This window comes from Paenibacillus sp. FSL R7-0302 (assembly GCF_038006885.1).
GTDB lineage: Bacteria > Bacillota > Bacilli > Paenibacillales > Paenibacillaceae > Paenibacillus_AQ.
Window position 1 is genome coordinate 2,733,451 of record NZ_JBBOWB010000001.1, and the last position, 17,823, is coordinate 2,751,273.

At 47.7% G+C, this 17,823-nt stretch carries 17 protein-coding genes; 1 reads left to right on the plus strand and 16 read right to left on the minus strand.

Annotated features, from left to right (window positions below; genetic code table 11):
• Nucleotides 1-12 precede the first annotated feature (12 nt).
• Together MKY96_RS12010 and MKY96_RS12015 are read right to left on the minus strand one after the other, a co-directional pair.
• Nucleotides 13-1,185 carry an FAD-dependent oxidoreductase gene (locus tag MKY96_RS12010; RefSeq protein ID WP_340940615.1) on the minus strand — a complete coding sequence of 391 codons (1,173 nt, stop codon included), beginning with the start codon at nucleotides 1,183-1,185 and terminating at the stop codon, nucleotides 13-15.
• Between the two features lie 33 nt (nucleotides 1,186-1,218).
• On the minus strand, nucleotides 1,219-2,640 hold the full coding sequence (locus tag MKY96_RS12015; RefSeq protein WP_340940618.1) for an MDR family MFS transporter: 1,422 nt from the start codon (nucleotides 2,638-2,640) through the stop codon (nucleotides 1,219-1,221).
• Nucleotides 2,641-2,902: 262 nt separating this feature from the next.
• Between MKY96_RS12015 and MKY96_RS12020 the strand changes: the two genes are divergently transcribed.
• Nucleotides 2,903-3,802: an AraC family transcriptional regulator gene (locus MKY96_RS12020; protein ID WP_340940619.1), complete on the plus strand. Its 900-nt coding sequence runs from the start codon at nucleotides 2,903-2,905 to the stop codon at nucleotides 3,800-3,802.
• Here MKY96_RS12020 and MKY96_RS12025 read toward each other — a convergent pair.
• The 14 genes from MKY96_RS12025 to MKY96_RS12090 form a co-directional block, all read right to left on the minus strand.
• Nucleotides 3,799-3,966 (minus strand): hypothetical protein, encoded by a 168-nt coding sequence (locus MKY96_RS12025; protein ID WP_340940621.1) that lies wholly within the window; start codon nucleotides 3,964-3,966, stop codon nucleotides 3,799-3,801. The two genes, MKY96_RS12020 and MKY96_RS12025, sit on opposite strands and share 4 nt — an antisense overlap.
• Before the next feature lie 103 nt (nucleotides 3,967-4,069).
• Nucleotides 4,070-5,533, minus strand: coding sequence for an alpha/beta hydrolase family protein (locus MKY96_RS12030; protein WP_340940624.1), 1,464 nt, complete (start codon nucleotides 5,531-5,533; stop codon nucleotides 4,070-4,072).
• 177 nt (nucleotides 5,534-5,710) lie between these two features.
• Complete coding sequence (locus tag MKY96_RS12035) at nucleotides 5,711-7,315, minus strand: hypothetical protein (protein WP_340940626.1); 1,605 nt, start codon at nucleotides 7,313-7,315, stop codon at nucleotides 5,711-5,713.
• A complete protein-coding gene (locus MKY96_RS12040; protein WP_340940629.1) occupies nucleotides 7,299-8,051 on the minus strand; it encodes an ABC transporter ATP-binding protein in 753 nt (250 codons plus the stop codon). The genes MKY96_RS12035 and MKY96_RS12040 overlap by 17 nt, the downstream gene beginning before the upstream one ends.
• Before the next feature lie 135 nt (nucleotides 8,052-8,186).
• Nucleotides 8,187-9,743: a glycine betaine uptake BCCT transporter gene (locus MKY96_RS12045; protein WP_340940631.1), complete on the minus strand. Its 1,557-nt coding sequence runs from the start codon at nucleotides 9,741-9,743 to the stop codon at nucleotides 8,187-8,189.
• A gap of 113 nt (nucleotides 9,744-9,856) precedes the next feature.
• Nucleotides 9,857-10,045 (minus strand): hypothetical protein, encoded by a 189-nt coding sequence (locus MKY96_RS12050; protein WP_340753538.1) that lies wholly within the window; start codon nucleotides 10,043-10,045, stop codon nucleotides 9,857-9,859.
• 172 nt (nucleotides 10,046-10,217) lie between these two features.
• Nucleotides 10,218-10,802: a GNAT family N-acetyltransferase gene (locus tag MKY96_RS12055; protein WP_340940634.1), complete on the minus strand. Its 585-nt coding sequence runs from the start codon at nucleotides 10,800-10,802 to the stop codon at nucleotides 10,218-10,220.
• A 167-nt stretch (nucleotides 10,803-10,969) separates the two neighbouring features.
• Nucleotides 10,970-11,980 (minus strand): hypothetical protein, encoded by a 1,011-nt coding sequence (locus MKY96_RS12060; protein ID WP_340940635.1) that lies wholly within the window; start codon nucleotides 11,978-11,980, stop codon nucleotides 10,970-10,972.
• A gap of 116 nt (nucleotides 11,981-12,096) precedes the next feature.
• The gene (locus MKY96_RS12065; RefSeq protein ID WP_340940636.1) at nucleotides 12,097-12,933 is read right to left on the minus strand and encodes a class I SAM-dependent methyltransferase; all 837 of its coding nucleotides are present in this window, start codon (nucleotides 12,931-12,933) and stop codon (nucleotides 12,097-12,099) included.
• 155 nt (nucleotides 12,934-13,088) lie between these two features.
• Complete coding sequence (locus MKY96_RS12070) at nucleotides 13,089-13,436, minus strand: winged helix-turn-helix transcriptional regulator (RefSeq protein ID WP_340940638.1); 348 nt, start codon at nucleotides 13,434-13,436, stop codon at nucleotides 13,089-13,091.
• A 43-nt stretch (nucleotides 13,437-13,479) separates the two neighbouring features.
• A complete protein-coding gene (locus MKY96_RS12075; protein ID WP_340940639.1) occupies nucleotides 13,480-14,226 on the minus strand; it encodes an SDR family NAD(P)-dependent oxidoreductase in 747 nt (248 codons plus the stop codon).
• A 150-nt stretch (nucleotides 14,227-14,376) separates the two neighbouring features.
• Nucleotides 14,377-15,966, minus strand: a complete 1,590-nt coding sequence (locus tag MKY96_RS12080; RefSeq protein WP_340940641.1) for an ABC transporter ATP-binding protein — start codon at nucleotides 15,964-15,966, stop codon at nucleotides 14,377-14,379.
• A 179-nt stretch (nucleotides 15,967-16,145) separates the two neighbouring features.
• On the minus strand, nucleotides 16,146-16,538 hold the full coding sequence (locus tag MKY96_RS12085; RefSeq protein ID WP_340940642.1) for a GNAT family N-acetyltransferase: 393 nt from the start codon (nucleotides 16,536-16,538) through the stop codon (nucleotides 16,146-16,148).
• Nucleotides 16,531-17,814: an ABC transporter ATP-binding protein gene (locus MKY96_RS12090; protein WP_340940644.1), complete on the minus strand. Its 1,284-nt coding sequence runs from the start codon at nucleotides 17,812-17,814 to the stop codon at nucleotides 16,531-16,533. The genes MKY96_RS12085 and MKY96_RS12090 overlap by 8 nt, the downstream gene beginning before the upstream one ends.
• Between the last annotated feature and the right edge of the window lie 9 nt (nucleotides 17,815-17,823).

Here is a 17,823-nt window from a genome sequence, read left to right on the forward strand (position 1 = left end):
CGGAAGATAACCTCATCCCAGCTGATCAGCCTGAACTTGGTAAGATTGTATCAGTTCGGCAAATTTTGGTGCTGCATTCTGTGAGAAGCTCAGGATGAGATTTTCGTTAGAGACATATGCTTTCTCTGAGGCATACTGGAACATTTTCTCCTCATATTCTTCAATGGCCACTGATGTCTGCTTGTTCCTTACTATGGCAAGAGCCAGCTCCAGCGCATCCAGCATTGCAAGATTCACCCCTTCTCCGGCAAAAGGAGACATGACATGTGCAGCATCCCCGATCAACGTGACACCAGAGTTCCGTTCCCAGCGAAAGCCGACAGGCAGCATGTAAATCCGTCTGGGCACAACAGCATCTTCCGCATACCGGATATAATTCTTGAGCGGTTCACTCCAATCGTGAAACAGCTCAAGCAGCTTTGCCTTTATCTCCTGCGGGTTATCGTTCCGGATATCGTCTAACCAGTCCCGCTCTACCTTGAAACTCGCATATACTTTGATCCGTCCGTTGCCGTTCAGCTGGCCCAGAATCCCTTTGTGATCATCCAGTGCAAACATCTTGCCACGTGCGTTGAATGCTGCCAGATCCGGGTGATCGGCTGCAATAACGTTAAGCTCCAGCATAGTCAGACCTGAATATTCCACATTTGTATCGGTAAGCAGAGGGCGAACGCGGGAAAAGGCGCCATCCGCACCAATGACAAGATCTGCCACAGCGATATGTCCATTCTCAAAATGAAGCTCCGTCTTACCCTCGCCCAGAGATACAACCTTCTCCAGTTTATACCCATATTGAATGGTAGACGGATCTAATTTGTTTAATAGCAAGTCACAAAGCACACCACGGTCAATCTCCGGGCGTCTCTGCCCTTCCGAGATCTCTTCATCGGCCACTTCATCCAGGTATATAGTCCCCGTCTTATCCATGAGCCGGAAGTCTTCGCCCTCAAACCTTGCTGCCTGCAGAAAAGCTTCATATAATCCGGCTTCCTTCAAAGCGAGTTGCCCGGATTCTTCATGGATATCTAAGGAGCCTCCGCGTTCATGGCTAAGGTCCTCATGTTCACGTTCGTAAATCGTCGAGGAAATACCATGCTGTTGCAGAATCAGGGCGAGCGTTAGCCCTCCTGGTCCACCCCCAATAATGGCGATCCGGCGTTGTTCGGTAGAATTAACAGTTGTCATGTGTAGACATCTCCTTTGTTTGATAGTATTTTCTCAAGAATCTTGCTTCTTACCTGCAAAAAACAAAGATAAAACCAATGCAATCACTGCAAAGCCCAAAGTAATCCAGAAGGTTGATCCGAAGGCATGACCTAATTGATCGGGTGAATGCTGTGCGGGAAGTCCCCTGATTTGTTTGGCCAGAAAAGCCATCGTGATGGTAACGCCGAAGCTGGACATGATTTGCTGTGCTGAAGTGGTTATGGGCGTAACGCGGCTGATTAATTCCTTGGGAGCTGATCTGAGGACATGTGTATTAATCTGCATCATCGTTAATCCTTGACCAAGCCCTGCAAAAGCAAAGCTGCAAATGATATATAGAGAACTGGTATGGGCATCAATCTGCGTCAGAGCAAGCAAGGACCCGCAAAGGGACAGAATACCCATGATGGCTACCGGGCGAACACCGAAACGGTCAAATAACCGGCCGCCTGCGTTAATCCCGACAGTAGATAACAGGGCTTGCGGGATCACATATAATCCAGCCTCAAGAGGAGTTAGCCCTCTCACTTGCTGTAAATACAGCGGGAACAAAAGGATACTTCCGAACAAAGCGATCTGATTCAGCCAGGCGACAGAAATGCCATGCACAAAGGTAGGCGAACGGAATACTCGTAGCTCCAGCAGCGGATGCTTTTGCCGCAGCTCATTCCATATAAAGATGGCCAGTATAACCAAGCCCCAGGCCAGAGGAGCTAACGTCCATAGATTGGACCACCCCTTCTCTCCTGCTTGATGTACGGCAAACACAATTGAAGTAAAGGCAATAGGAGCCAAAAGCGCACCGGTCACATCCAGCTTGTTATTGGCTTGTGCATCCGATGCAGGTAAGTACCTCCAGGCCATGAATAAAGCCAAGATGCCAACCGGTACGTTGATGAAAAAGATCCAGTGCCAATTGATGTACTCGATCAGCCAGCCCGACAATAAGGGGCCCAGAATAGGAGCAAGCAGCATCGGGATCCCGAGGATGCCCATGACAGAACCTCTTTTATCAGGTGGAGCGACCATGAATACAGTGGCAATTCCGATGGGAGCCACCATGCCTCCGCCCAAACCTTGAATGATACGGAAAATGATAAGCTGACTAGGAGTGGTGGCCATTGCACACAGCACAGAAGCGAGTACAAATAACACAATACTAATCATAAACATCCGTTTGGGCGAGAAACGGTCAGAGAACCAGCCGGCTAACGGAATGACTGCCGATAAAGACAAGGTATACGCCGTGATGACCCACTGAATCGTACTAAGATTGGTATCGAAGGCACTTACTAATTTCGGAACAGCTACATTCATGATGGTGCTGTCTAATATCACCAGGAACATCCCTGAAGCAACAGCGAGAAGTATGGGCAGGATCTGTTTTAAGGAAAAGGCTGCTTGAACACTGCGGCTATCCTTTGTATCTGACATAAACGCTCTCCTCCTTTCCTTAAATAAGCGTATGAATTAGTTAAGCTGATACATTTATAACATAACGAACACTGTTCGTCAAGAACGATGTTCGTTATTGGTTAGGCGTTTTTCTTAAAATAAAAGGGGGATCCCATAAGCCATGAAAAGGCTGCTTGAGATACCCCTTGTTTTTGAGTTAGAGATACGTTTTTTTTGTTTTCCCCTCCCGAATCAGTTATCATTATGTCAAAATCGTATATTCAACTAATGAGGTGTAGCTATGGATAAATTCGTCCTTGAGGTATTCTCTGATTTATCCGAAAGACTGAATTATAATCTGCCGGGTTTCCCGCTGTATGCTAAAAAAGGAGCACTGCATCAATTCGACCGCTTCGCGGCCGCTTATCATTGGCACCCGGACCTGGAATTCATCCTAGTGCTGGATGGCACAATGGATTATTATGTGAACGGACAAACGGTCCAGCTCGGTAAAGGGAACGGAATTTTTGTTAACAGTAAACGCCTTCACTATGGCTTCTCTGCTAAGGAAAGCGATTGTACTTTTCTGGTCATCGTCATTCATCCTGCACTACTGGGCGAAAACACGCTTGCGGGAAAAGCATATCTTGAAGAAAAATTCGGTTCCGGCACCGACGATTTCTTATTATTATCTTCCCAAATGCCTTGGCAGCATGAAATACTGCTTGCACTAACTACGTTATATGATGAGGTGCACAGCAATGAAGGGAACCTGCTCCGGTTAATATCCCAGGCTGTGTCCATATGTGCGGGTATAGCCGATCATATACAGCAGGCAGAGGGCAATCCGAATGATGAACAGATATGGATGACGATTCGTAAAATGACCGGGTATATTCACCAGCATTATGACGCTAAACTAACCATTGATGAAATTGCCGCCGCCGGTTCAGTATGCAGAAGCAGATGTTGTGAGCTATTCAAAAAGCATGTTGGCTGGACACCCAATAATTATTTGACCCGCTATCGTCTTCAAAAAAGCTGTGAGATGCTGAAAGAGACTACAATGCCTGTTGGAGAGATCGCCATGGCCTGCGGGTTTCAAACGGCAAGTTACTTTTCGTATGTGTTCGGTAAACAATTAGGTCAGATCCCGCAAGACTTCCGCAAGCAATCTGCTGCTGCCGGCATCGATTCTTAACGGCGGCATTCCTTGCCGTCAACGTATTCTTGACTGATATAATAAGTGAACCGTTTATCCTGCTGTCTGGCTAGTTTGTCACACCATTTAGAATGAACTATAGCCCGTATACCGAAAAACAGGAATGGAATCAACAGAATTCCTATCGCAGCCTGAACGATCATAAGCAGCACCCCCTTCTTATTTCTATTCTCAGAATAGTATAAAGAAGGGAGTGCTGCTCCCGAAATTGTTTGTAATTATATCAAAATCGTATATTGTTTCATATTAAAGGTCTTCGGGCTTTATAAATTTCACCTCGGGATAGCTGTCGTTTGGACCTTCGAGCAGTTGTCCGCCTTCTCCTTTCAACTGCTTATTGAAGAAATCGAGGACATATTGATTTACGAGGTCTGATCCTCGTTTACCATTAATGTCGCCTGTGATTCCAGTCAGCTTAATCAGCTCAGAATAGAATTGAAGGTCGGTGAAATTGAAGTGCTGGGTACCTTCCACATAAATCGCAAGCCCCCCTTGATTGATCACATTTTGCATAATGTGCAGCTCATCTGAAAGTTGTTTCGTTATTTCGTTATCCGGATTGGTACCTTTCTTGAAATCTGTCAACCAGTCTTTAAAAACTCCGGATCTTATGAACATAAACGGCTTGTTTAGATCATCTCTATTGTCCACTTCGATTAATGACCCGTCCATATTGACCCCGGCCTTGATTCTAGGATCTAGATAAGTAGTATTAAACGCTGTTGCCCCCCCGAAAGAATGCCCCATTGCGCCTACATGATTTAGATCAATTTTTCCTTTAAATTGACTTTCGATTGCACCTGAATTTAGCTTATCCACTTGATTGATGACAAACTCCACGTCTTCCGTCCATATATTACCTATTTCCTTGCGGTCTGCTACGGTGGTCATCTTTGTTGTATAGTCCGTTACACGGCCATCCGGAAAAATGGTAGCAAAGGTGCTATACGTATGATCGATGGTGAACACGATAAACCCGTGACTGGCCAGATTCTCGGCTTGCGAGGTATGTAGAACTCTGCTGGTTCCCATACCATGGGATAGCAGTACCACGGGATAAGGACTTGTAGAAGGTAATATTTCTACATTTTCATAGGAGTTGGTTTTACTATACTTCCAGTAATCGAATACAAAATCCGGCAGACTCAAAGAATCAGAGTAGGTCTGAATATATTTTTTGAACATTTCTTTGTCTTTTGGAAAAAGTGCTTCACTCTTGTGGTTATTGCTATTCCCAGTAGGGTACCAGACTTGAACCATTAGTTCCCTCTTATCGCCTGGATCTTCCGTTAAGATTTCATCTCTGTTCTGATCCGTAAAATGAAAGGTTTGAGTCCCCACTTTCTCAGGGCCTTCAAGCTTCGGCAAATGAAAGACGGGCAAGTATACAGACAGGGCGGTAGATATAACAAGCAGAATGACGATGATGGAAGATGAACTATATTTCAACAGCTTCCCTGCTTTTATATTCCCTATATTCCCTATCTTACCTAAATGCCTGAGTATAACGATGAGTATGAGTAACGCCGTCATCATATATACCAAAAGCAACTGCCATCTGTATCCCTCTACCAATAATTGAACCACCAATATAACGCTGCTTCCGATCCCCAAAACCAGCCCTGTTGTCTTTGCACCTCTTCTGATAAACAATAGATCTGCGAGTAGCGCGAAACAGGATAGAACTAAAAGTATCTCAAATAATCTCATTTGACTCCCTCTCTTTCTACTTCTTCTTTTGCTAAGATGTAAGCTTAACCAATGAAAGTGTATTCCCCGTGACGTCAATATGAACTGAATATGAACGGACAAAAGAAATGAAACAAAAGCTAAAAACCCTCAGGACGCTAGGATCGCGTTCCTGAGGGTTCATCCATTGTATATTAATTATTTCAGGCTGAATCTGCTGCATGAGTACCGTGAGACAAGCGGGAATGCACTGATTAAATAAACGACAGTGAGCGAGGCGATGGTGACAGCTAATATCCAGGGGGTCGGGCGCAGCAAGAATGCTGCAAGGAAACCAATCGAACCCAGACTGTTTAGCAATGTAAACCAGGGGTTACCCGTAGTCATATCCGGGGTGTAAGGCTGGAGGAGATAATACAGCAGTAAATGATGTACTGTGAAAATCACTGCCAGCGCCAGCGTTAACAGCCATATTGGAAGAAGGATCGGATGGAACCTTCCTTCCGCGACGATCAGGATAAATACACTCAGAACAGCCGCCAGGCTCCCTCCAATCAGTATATTTCTACCCAGCAGCCAGCGGAGGCGCAAGCGGAAATGCTGCAGCGCATCCTTCCGGTAGAAGGAATACCGCATCAGCGGCAGGTCACAATGGCGAAACAGTGCTCTGCACCATTGATTGCCCATTGTCAGTTGAAACATCGCCAGAATGATAAAGGATACATACCGTTCAAGCTGTGTTACATTCAGAGACTCCTTATAAAACAGCGAGGAAAGCGCTAAGAGAACGCCGATTATGCTGATGATTACTAACCTTTTATGAAAAGGTGCGGCTACAAGTCCCCTATGCCGTTTAACAAACACAGAGTGCAAATAGGCGTACCCCCTCTTGTCTTGAGCAGGAAGAACCCCGCTATTGTCTGTGCGGTCCGTTTGTACACTTTTTTGTTGAAGATCCAGCAGCATCCGTTCCATGTTTAGCAGCGGATCATCGAAGCTGGTCACCGCTCTTACCGCATCCGTATAATTCGTTCTGAGCAGCAGTATATATCCGGCGGCCAGACCGCTGAGCAGCAGCAATACCAGCAGCAGCGGTTGCCCAAGGACTGCGGCACCGAACAGAGGCACATCAATCAACCCTGTGAATGGCAGATAAGCCGCAGCAAGTGAGACCAGCATGACCAGTGAGACGAGCCCTGTCTTCTTCACCAGTATAATTGTGGAATACCGGAAAAGTCTCAAATGCAGCAGTTCACATAAGATCCTCCACATTGTCACAGCCCCAACCAGCAAGAGTGCCTGCTGTGCCGAGAGGCCTAAGCTGCCGGCAGTCATCATCATGGCAATCCATTGGTACACCAGAAAGGTTGCATACCGGTTAACCAGTACTGCCCGCATATACCTTGTAGGCGCAATCCGCATCAGCCGGACCGCAGTATATTTCATTTTATTCGATTCCAGCACCTTCGCACTTGATACCCCTGCCAGCAAGACACTCATGCAGAAATATATATGCATAAACAAATCAAGCCGTTCATCCGCCGCCCAGTCGAGTGTCCACAGAGCAATGGGTAGCGCGAGCAGTACTCCGAAGTAGAGCAGGCTCTCGGCTAAACCGCCCAAAAGGATCAGAACGACAGCGACAACACCCGACCTCCGCTTGGCCTGTACAGCCGCATACGCCCGCTCTGTAATCAACCTCCCGATTAGAGGCAGACGCTGGGTATAAAAGATCAGCTTGTTCACAAAGACTGCAATCTGCAGCTGCCAGATGCGGACCATAGTATTAAGCATCTCCGGCATAGGCGTCCTCCTTCCCTATCCCGGGTTCGCTGGCGTCATCTTCAGTCAACAACTCAATCACCTGTTGCTCAAAATCCGGCTGTTTCAGCACCTCTGCCGATACGCGCGTTAGCTTGCCTCTATGAAGTACCACCAGCTCATCGCATAAATCGGCGGCCAACTGCAGGATATGCGTGGAGAAAATCAGCACATGCTCATTCTTCATTTCCCGCAGCAGCTTCTTCATCTCTAAGGCCACGATAACATCTAATGAGGTCAGCGGCTCATCCAGCAGAATGACCGGGGGCTTCATTAGCAGGAAAAGCAGCATTTGCAGCTTGTTTTTCATGCCGTGCGAATAATGCTTAATCAGCTTGTGGCGGTCGCTCTCCTCAATAGACATCAAGTCGAATAGCGCATCTATATCGTCTCCCCGGTCTGCAATCGCTGCCTGATTCACATCAATATAAAAACGGATAAACTCATATCCGGTTAGAAATTCCGGCAAAATGGGCAGTGAATAGACATAACCGACATCCTCAGGCTGCAAATCACGGCTGGAATGGCCTTGTACCAGCTTCATGCTTCCGCGATCCGCCTGCATTTCCCCGCCTAAGCAATTGAACAATGTCGTCTTCCCGGCCCCGTTGCGGCCAAGCAGACCGTAAATCTTCCCCTGCTCAAACACAAAATCCGCACCCGTCAACACATGCTTATCGCCGAAATCTTTTAATAAGTTCTCTACTACTAGCTCCATCCCTGTATGTTCCTTTATCAGGTTATTCGTTGTAATCTTTAACACACACCCTTTTAAATATTTAAATTTATGTGTATTAAGGATAACACTGTTCATGGAGCAGGGCCTGTAGAGATTTTTTTTAATTAAGTGTTACTACTGTAGTAACTCCTTTAAATCACTTGCCTCATGCTCCTCCAGCAGCCGCTTCAGCTTTTGACGTTGGCGCTTTTCCCGTTGACGGCGCTCTTTGTCCTCCTCCTTGAGCGCTTTAAGCAGGGAGAAGCACATGCCGATCAGGACAATGGCAAAAGGCAGCGCAGCTACAATGGAAGCGGTCTGAAGGCCGCCCAGTCCGCCGCTAATCAGCAGCACAACAGCGATGGAGGATTGCAGAATGCCCCAGGTTAGTTTGACTCTTGCGCTGGGATTCAGCTTGCCGTCTGACGTCAGCATGCCCAGTACAAAGGTAGCCGAATCGGCTGATGTAATGAAGAAGATCATAATCAGGATCGTAGCTATTAACGATACTATGGTGCCTAAGGGCAATTGCTCCAGCATGACGAACAGGGCGGTGGTCGTGTCTCCTTTAACGGCTTCAGCCAGCTGGACACCATCGAAGAGCTCCATTTGCATGCCCGTTCCGCCAAATACCGAGAACCAGATGAAGCCGAACAGACTCGGTATAATCAGCACACAAATGACAAATTCCTTGATTGTTCTTCCTTTGGATACTCTCGCAATGAATGTTCCGACAAAGGGTGCCCAGGCAATCCACCAGGCCCAATAGAATAAGGTCCACGCCCCGACCCAGGTTCCCTTGGAAAAAGGCGTTAACCTCAAGCTCATATTGACGATGTTTTGCAGATAACTGCCTAATGTGGTTGTAAAGGTATCAAAGATAAACGAGGTCGGACCCGTTATCCATACGAACAGCATCAAAAGAACGGCGATCACTAGGTTGGTGTTGCTGAGAATTTTGATTCCCTTGTCCAGACCGCTGGTAGCGGAGATGAGGAACAGCACGGTCACTACCGCAATAATTGCAATCTGAGCGGCTACGGTGTTCGGAAGTCCGAATAAATAATGCAGACCTCCGTTAATCTGCAGAGCCCCGAGACCCAGCGAAGTCGCTACTCCAAAAATGGTGGCAATCACCGCCAAAATATCGATGGCCTTGCCCAGCCAGCCGGATACCAGCCGCTCCCCGAGTAGAGGGATAAAAGCGGAGCTGATCAAGCCTTTGTACCCTTTGCGGAACTGGAAATAAGCAAGCGTCAAGCCGATGACGGCATAGATGGCCCATGGGTGCAGTCCCCAATGGAAAAAAGAATAGCGCATGGAGATCCGCGCTGCTTCTGTCGTCCCTCCTGTTACGCCCTCCGGCGGAGATAAATAATGGGACAGTGGTTCAGCCACTCCCCAGTAGACCAGCCCGATCCCCATTCCTGCGCTGAATAGCATCGACAGCCAGGATATCGTGGAATATTCCGGTTCGTCGTCATCGTCTCCCAGCCGGATACTGCCGAATCTGCTGAAGGCTAAATAAAAAGTGAAGATCAGGAAGAACAAAGTAGCCAGCAAATAGAACCAGCCGAAATTATGGATGGAGAAATTGTACGCAGCATTAGCTGTAGCTGCCATCTGATCAGGCGCTACAGCTCCCCATAATGCAAAAATGGCTACGATGGTAATTGAGATGATAAAAACCATAAATGAACCTCCATGAGTAGTGTATGTATACAATAATAAACAAAAAAAGCCTCAGGAACGCATGGAAGGCTTCCTGAGGGTCCATCCATTGTACTTTTCTGTCAGGGTCCTGCTCAGTTCTGTCTGTTCTCCACCGATTTCATCCGGTTCTGGTCGTCAGGCAGCCGGTCATGACTGAATTCCTGGCCTGCTTCTACTTCCCCGTCTTCGGATACAGCCCGGGCAAAGTTAGTGAACTGTCTTTTCTCCTCGTCCTGCTCATGTTTACGCTTCAAAAGCTCCTTCGGGTCCTGAGTTGTCATTATGCTAACCTCCTAAGAAATCTAATCATGCTGTTTATCTGCACTATATAAGTTTTTCCATACCATCGGGGTGCTTATGCACGAAGCTCGCCACTAATGCATTTATAGATGCCGGAAAAAAACAAAACACACCGCCAGGTGCCTTAGCGGTGTTTTGTCTTGTACAGCTACCCTATTGACTTACCTGCGAGCCTGCGATAATCGGCTTCACGAATACCGATTCGAATTCCTCGGCCAGCATATCCATCAGGATTGCATCATATTTCACGCCCCCGATAATGCGTGCCTGTCTTCTCCGGCCAATCTCTTTGAATCCGACCTTCTTATAGCATTGAATGGCCCTTTGATTGAAGGCGAACGTCCCCAGCATAATATTGTTCAGATTCAGCAGATTGAATCCGTAATCAAGCAGCAGTCTCATGGCATCAGAGCCGAATCCTTTGCCCCAAAACTCCTTATCGCCGATAAAAATTCCTGCCTTGGCATTCCGGTCGACCAGATTGACATCAAACAGCAGGCACCGTCCAATGGCCATGTCACTCTCCAGGTCCACAATGCTGAACATATGTGCTCCAGACTTGAGAGCATGATCTATTCCTTCACGCTCCTTGTCCAAAGACGTTAGGATATAAGCTTCATTTCCAAGCGGCGCTGTCACCTCCAGATCATTGAACCAGCGGGTCCAGGCTTCTGCATCGTCTGGAGCCACCGTGCTTAAGTAACACTTCGCTCCGGTTAATTTCTTATAATATTTCATGGATGCACTCCTTAGTTTCAGATTATTCCTTCACCTTCACAAGCACTCCATCCCTATTCTCATAGACTCTGCTTTCATTTTTTTCGATCTTGCTCATGATCTCTTGTTCCAGGTTAATCCCCAGAATCTCCGCTAGTCCAATCAGATAAATGGCAACGTCCGCTAATTTATTGAACTAATCCCATATGCTTGCGTAAATGCACTAACGACAAGGGCTTTATTCGCTGGGCTTCGGCAATATTCTCATATAGAAGATGGATTTTGCCTGCCTGCGCAAACGACTCACGTAAGGCTGCGATCCTTCCTTTTTTGAGATCAAGGAACTGGAAGTCCACCTGCTTCAGATGCTTCATTGCGGTCAAAGGCTCTAACTCCTTAGCGGTCACGGCTGCTGAAATCTCTCTTAGCTGTAACATTTCAAGCTGCGTTGCGGTCCATAAAGGGTCAATATCCTCCAGGGATTTCATCTGATCGAGTTCAAGCTGTATGAGACCCGGCATATTCGAAAAGTCACACAAAGCCTCTAGCTTCGGCAAGGATAAGTGCAGGTATGTAAGATTGCTCATGGACTCCAGGGCATCCACCTTCGTTAAGTTGCGGATAGCCGCCAGACTCAGCATGGGGACGGTAACGTCTGCAAGAGCATCCAATGACCCTTTCAAGATGGAGTCGTGAATGAAGAGGCACAGCAGCTTCGGTAACCGGCGGACAAATTCCAGCTCATGAATCGTAGTCCGCAAGATTAAAGTATCCAGGCTGGAAGCTTCGCCAATCGGCGTTAAGTCATGAAATTTCCCATGGACAGAGAGATATTGCAGCTGCTTGAAGCTTGCGAGGAAGCTAAGGTCCACCGGCTTTTTGGCCGTAATGGATAGATACTGCAACCGCTCCAGCGTTCCGAGAACACTCAGATCAATGCTATGATTCAGGTTGAGCTGCAAGGCCGTAATGTGCTGTAACTCCGCAATCGTCTGCAGCAATTCCTTGGTATATCGTCCGTTCTTGTCCGCTTGGCTAATCGACAAGACCAGATCCGGGCGTTCGGCAAACACATGCTGATCTAATTCCTGCAGATCCTGAGGCTTGTCTATATCAATGACGTACGAAATAAGCGCCCGCTCGCGCAATTGTTTCACCGCTGTACTCATTTTACTTTTGGTCCAAGGTGCACCATTCATTGAGCTAGTCCATACTCCCATTCCCGTGATCCCCCGTTCCTTCGGATATACAAAAAGTCCCGCCTGTTTGTGGCAGACGGGATTTCGACCAAGCCATGCTTATTCAGCGGCAGCGATTATAACTTGCGCACCACGTAGATGATATTCATTCCGCAGTCCAGGGTGCCTGGTAATTTGGTGAACGCAATTTCTTTTTTGATCATGAGCTTCCAGAATTCCGGATCGTTACGGGCATTCTCCAAGGCAGCGTCTCCCGCTTGCGTATATAGTCCGGCAGAGCTTCTCTCCAGAATATTAACCGGAAAAAGGGCAAATAAAGCATCTAATTCAGAGCTTCTCATCATGTGGATGTAATGCTTGCTGGGCACGGGATAATGTTCTTCATCTTGAATCCCTGTGTTCATGATCCACCGGGTAGCCTCAATCCCGAACTGTTCCTTCTCATACCGGATGCCATCCAGATAATACAGCGAAGAGCCAATGAAGCTCATGGAACCGACCACCAGTATACCGCCTGGCTTCAATACCCGCAGCAGCTCACGGATACCTTCCGTCTCTTTGTCCAAGAGATAATTAATTACACCGCCGATACATACCACAGTGTCGAACGAAGCCTCTTCAAATACACTCATATCTAGCACATCTAACACATGGTACGCCTTGATTCTATCCATCAGGGACAGCTCTTGCATTTTGGATTGATTGAATTCTATCTGATGGCTCGATAGATCAGCAACGGTCAACTCGGAACACATGGTCGCGAGGTCCTTAGTATACCTGCCTGAACCTGCGCCAATCTCTAGCACTGTATCTGTAGGCTTAGTGTAACGCTGAAGAATATCCAGATGCACCTGATACAAAAGCTCGCCTGGACCATCCTTCGTAAGCCGTGTCCATTCACGGTCACCATAGGTGTCATACCGGGTTCTCGGGATTTCGGGGTTGTAGCTCATGAAAGCCTCTCCTTTTCATATTCAATTGGAACATCGGAGTAATGCCGCTAATGTCGCTAATATCGCCTGCACTCATACAACCACCTCCTCCTTGGAATCCGTCTGCACCTATTATACTAAGCCTCGGCTCATTTGGCATCCTAAATTTCCCATGCTCATTCCAAATTTAAAATCTCAATCTCACCCGGAGCGTAGGATTGTTCTGCGTAATTCTCTCCCCAGTTACACAGCAGTTTCAAAACCGGTTCGAGGGATTGGCCCAGCTCTGTCGTTGAGTATTCCACCTTAGGCGGTACTTGATTGTACATGGTTCTGCGGATTAATCCGTCTGTCTCCAGTTCCCGGAGCGTTTGGATCAGCATCTTTTGCGAGATATTATGAACAAGCCGTTTAAGCTCCCCTGTCCGCTTGGGTCCTTTGATTAAATAGTACAGAACAAGCCCCTTCCACTTCCCTCCGATCACCTCTAGTGTAACTTCCAGTTCACAGTGAAAGATTTTCATAACAATCCATCATCTCCCGAGTTGATACAAAACGTTAAGCGATTTAGATTTGAGCCACTCCGCCGTCTACGAATAATTCAATGCCGTTCAAATAGCTGCTCTCATTAGAGGCCAGGAACATGACAGCATTTGCGATCTCTTCTACCTGTCCAACTCTGCCGAGCGGGATATCTATTTTGGCCTGTTCGAGGTAATTCTCAAGTTCGGAGCCAAATAATTCATCGTACGCCGGTGTGACGACCGAACCCGGACTAAGGACATTCATCCGAATCTCCGTCCCTTTCGTATCCAGAATCCAGTTGCGGACGAGCTGTCGGATCGCTGCCTTGGAAGCGCCGTAGATACTGAACGCTGGGACCCCCATTGATCCGGTCGTAGAGCCTGTCAGGATAATGGAACCTTTTTGGTTAGGGAATAAGGGTAATGCCTTTTGTACAGTGAAAATAGTTCCTTTGACGTTGACATCAAAAGTCTTGTAGTAATGTGCTTCCGTAATTTCGCCTAACGGCAGGAACGACCCAAGTCCGGCATTGGCAAAAAGAATGTCCAAGTGCCCCTTTTCCCGCTGTACAGTGTCGAACAAGGTATCCAGATCTTCCAGCTTTGAGATGTCACCTTGAACGCCTGTAACATTCTTACCGATCTGTTGTACGGCTTCATCCAGCTCGCGTTGTCTGCGTCCTGTGATGAACACGTAAGCCCCTTCTTCTACGAACTGCTGTGCCGCCGCAAGCCCGATGCCGCTTGTTCCTCCGGTTACAACTGCTACCTTCCCGTCAAATCTGCCCATACTATTATACACTCCTTTTGTGGTTTGTAGTTGCTATGAACGCTAGTATGGGGGAAAAGTTACAAGAAAAACAGTACCCACTTTTTTGTGATATAGTCACCAAAAGGTGATAATTGAGGCGGCCTAAGGCTGGATTATGCTGCTGAAGCGCTAAATTCTCTGCTTCTCCACCATCTTGTAATACATTCCCTCTTGGGCCAGTAATTCGGCTGGGCTGCCCTGCTCTACAATACGGCCCTTATCCACGACCAGGATGACATCTGCATTCTTCACGGTGGATAACCGGTGTGCGATTACCAGAATCGTTTGCTTCCCCTTCAGGCTCAGCAGGGTGTCGTTCAGGTCACTCTCCGTCAAGGCGTCCAGGGCCGAGGTGTACTCATCCAGCATCAGGATACGGGGCTCACCCATGAAGGCTCTAGCTAATAGAATCCGCTGGATCTCGCCACCGGAGAGATTGTCTCCGTGGCCCTCCACCTTCTTGTCATATTGCTCAGGCATGGTTAGAACAAATGGGTCCACATGTGCAAGCTCAACAGCAGTGCTGAATTTCTGCCATGTCTCTTCATTCATGTCTTCCTTCTGCAGCGGGTAAATGATGTTGTCGAGAATGGACTTGTTCCATAACACTCCCTTTTGCGGGGAATAGCCGACATATCGTCTTAGTTCATGAATGTCCAGTTCTTGGATCGGAACGCCGTCCAGGGAGATCTCCCCTTCATCCGGCTCTATGAACCTGTGAATCAGCTCGAATATCGTAGATTTCCCTGAGCCGCTTAATCCAACAATCCCCACGAAGGTTCCTGGCTGAATGTCCAGATTAAAGTCAGTGATCCCAAAAGAATCTGCCGGAGCGTACCGGTACGAGACATTCCTCATCTGCAGGAGGGGGACGCGGCCATAGTCAGGAGCGTTAGCTCCCGATCCGACCTTCTCCAGTTCAAGGATGTCATTCAGGTTGTTAATAATGACCGTCATCCGGCTCCTATCGATGTTCAGCGTCAACAGTGACTTGAAAATGCTATACAGCCTTGGAAGAATCACAATGAAGGCCAGCAATGTGCCTGGTGAGATGCGGCCTCGCAGAATCAGGAACAGACTGTAGCCGTAAATGATGCCCGTAATGATGGAAATGATATTCAAATAATTCATGCCCTTATCCAAAATACCATGATACTGCTTATCCAGGCGCTCTGTCTTGCTCCTGAAGCGCTTGAAGCCGTACATACATAGAGGGAATGAGAGGATGGCCGCGAGTGTAAGCTCGGTACTCATCGAGAACATGATCCACAGGGTCGCGATCAGCAGAATAGCATTCGAGACTATGGACATCAGGGTGTCTACCACGAAAATTTCACACAGCATCCCCACCTGCAAGGTGATCCGATTGATGATTTCCCCCTTGCCGATGCTGTCCACATCTCTTGGCCGGGTCTGGAGTACGTCAGAGAACAGCCGCAGGCGCAGATTCTTGGATAAATGGTTGCCCAGCTCATTATTGTAATAAGAGGTGACGCTGTTTAAGGCGGCGTAGATTACGGGAATTAGAATAAGCAGGAGCATATAGAATGCAGCCGTCCCGATCTGCTTGTCTGGCAGGATGTCGTCGAATAAGTCTTTGAACAGGAGGGGCTGAAGAGTCGAGACGAATGCGGCTACTATATTGAAGAATAGAATCATAGCAAGGATACCCTTACTATTAGACAGTATTTCCTTAATCAGCGTACGGGTCGGATTCATAAGCCCACAGAACCTCCTTCAAAGAGCAGAGCTTATGTAATCATACCGGATCGGGAAGATGGAATTAACCTGCCTAATGATAGTAAATCACCTTACATATTATAGAATTACTGTCGGTTTACGGTCGCCAAAAAGCCAGCGTTCATAAGGGTTCGCTGGCTTCTCAGTTCTTGTATGCATTACTTTCCTTCCTCCGCCCGCCAGATCCCGGCCGCTGTAGAGGAGAATCCGCACTTTTCATAGAATTCCTTATGCTCACGGCTATAAGTGAGGGTTACTATGGTCAATCCGCATCGAATAGACTCATTCAATAGCTCCTTAACAAGCTGCTGCCCCACTCCGCGCCTCTGATACTCTGGATGGATGATAATGTCCTCCATATACCCGTGCTCCAGGCCGGTTCCGGCAACGTAGCCAAAGGCAATGAGTCTGCCTGCGTGATCTCTGGCTCCCGCCCAGAAATTGCACCGCTGAAACAGGGCGGGATAGTCAAAGTCTCTTCTTGCCCAGCCCACGGCTTCTCTTAGACCAGGAACTTCCTCCGCCCGAATGTCCAGGTTGATTTCAATCATTTTCCAGATACAACACCTTTGCTTTTTTGTCGTAGGCAATCAGTTCCGCGTACCGGCCCCAGTCGATTAGGATATCCAGTTGAAGTGCGGCTTCCTCCGTCTCAAAATGCTTTTCGAAAATCTCCACGAAAAAGGCCCCTTCCATTTTATTATTTGATTTCGATTGCAGAATCCAGATGATTTTCTCCATGATGGGAACATGCTCCAGCACCTGGTCTTTAAAAATTTCTTTCCGGGAGAGAACACTTGCATTGGCAAACTGGCGTCCTGGCTCTGTCAACTCGATATCTCCATGCAGAACCGTTGCAAATTGCAGCATTTCCACCGCCTCGACGATGGGCAGGAAATCTTCCAGTTTCAGACTTAATTGATCGGCCAGCTTGTACAAGTCCACTTGTTGACCCAGATCGTCAATCAGTTCAATGAAGCCTGTCAGGGCGCCAGCCGGAACCGGTGGTATTTTCTCGATGGTATTTTGCTTTTCTTCGGCCGGACCGGCAGGCTTCACTTCCCTTTGGGTCAGTATGGAATAGATTTGGTCCACAAGCGATGTGAACTGCGGATCTTGTTTATCCCTCCAGTGCGGCATGGGAATGGGAATATCGGAGATTACACGGGCAGGGTCCCTGGAGAGGACGATAGCCCGGTCCGACATATAGACGGCTTCCTCAATACTGTGGGTGACCATAATGATGCATTTGGTAGGGATTTGCTTCTCCGTCCATAATTCCAGCAGGTCGCGCTTCAAGTTCTCTGCGGTCAATACGTCAAGGGCGGAGAACGGCTCATCCATCAGGAGAATATCCGGCTCCATAACGAGCGCCCGGCCGATACCGACACGCTGGCGCATCCCTCCGGACAATTCTTTGGGGTACGCCCCTTCAAATCCGTCAAGCCCAATCATATCGATGACCGAGAGGGCTTTACGCATTTTGTCGGCTTCGCGTAACGGTTTGTTCTCCAGGCCCAGCTTCACATTCTCCAGGACTGTAAGCCAAGGAAACAATGCAAATGATTGGAATACCATCCCCACACCCGGATTAGTACCGGCAATCTCGCGTCCATTATAGAGCACCGAGCCTTGTGAAGGAGGGACAAGACCTGCAATGATGCGCAGAAGAGTCGATTTCCCTGAACCTGAAGGTCCCAGGATAGATACCAGCTCTCCCTCCTTAATCTTGATATTAATATCCTCCATAATGCTCACATTTGCCTGCTTCGGCTGATCATAACGTTTGCTGATCTGCTTTAACTCAATCAGAGTTTTGTTCATCATAGGGCACCT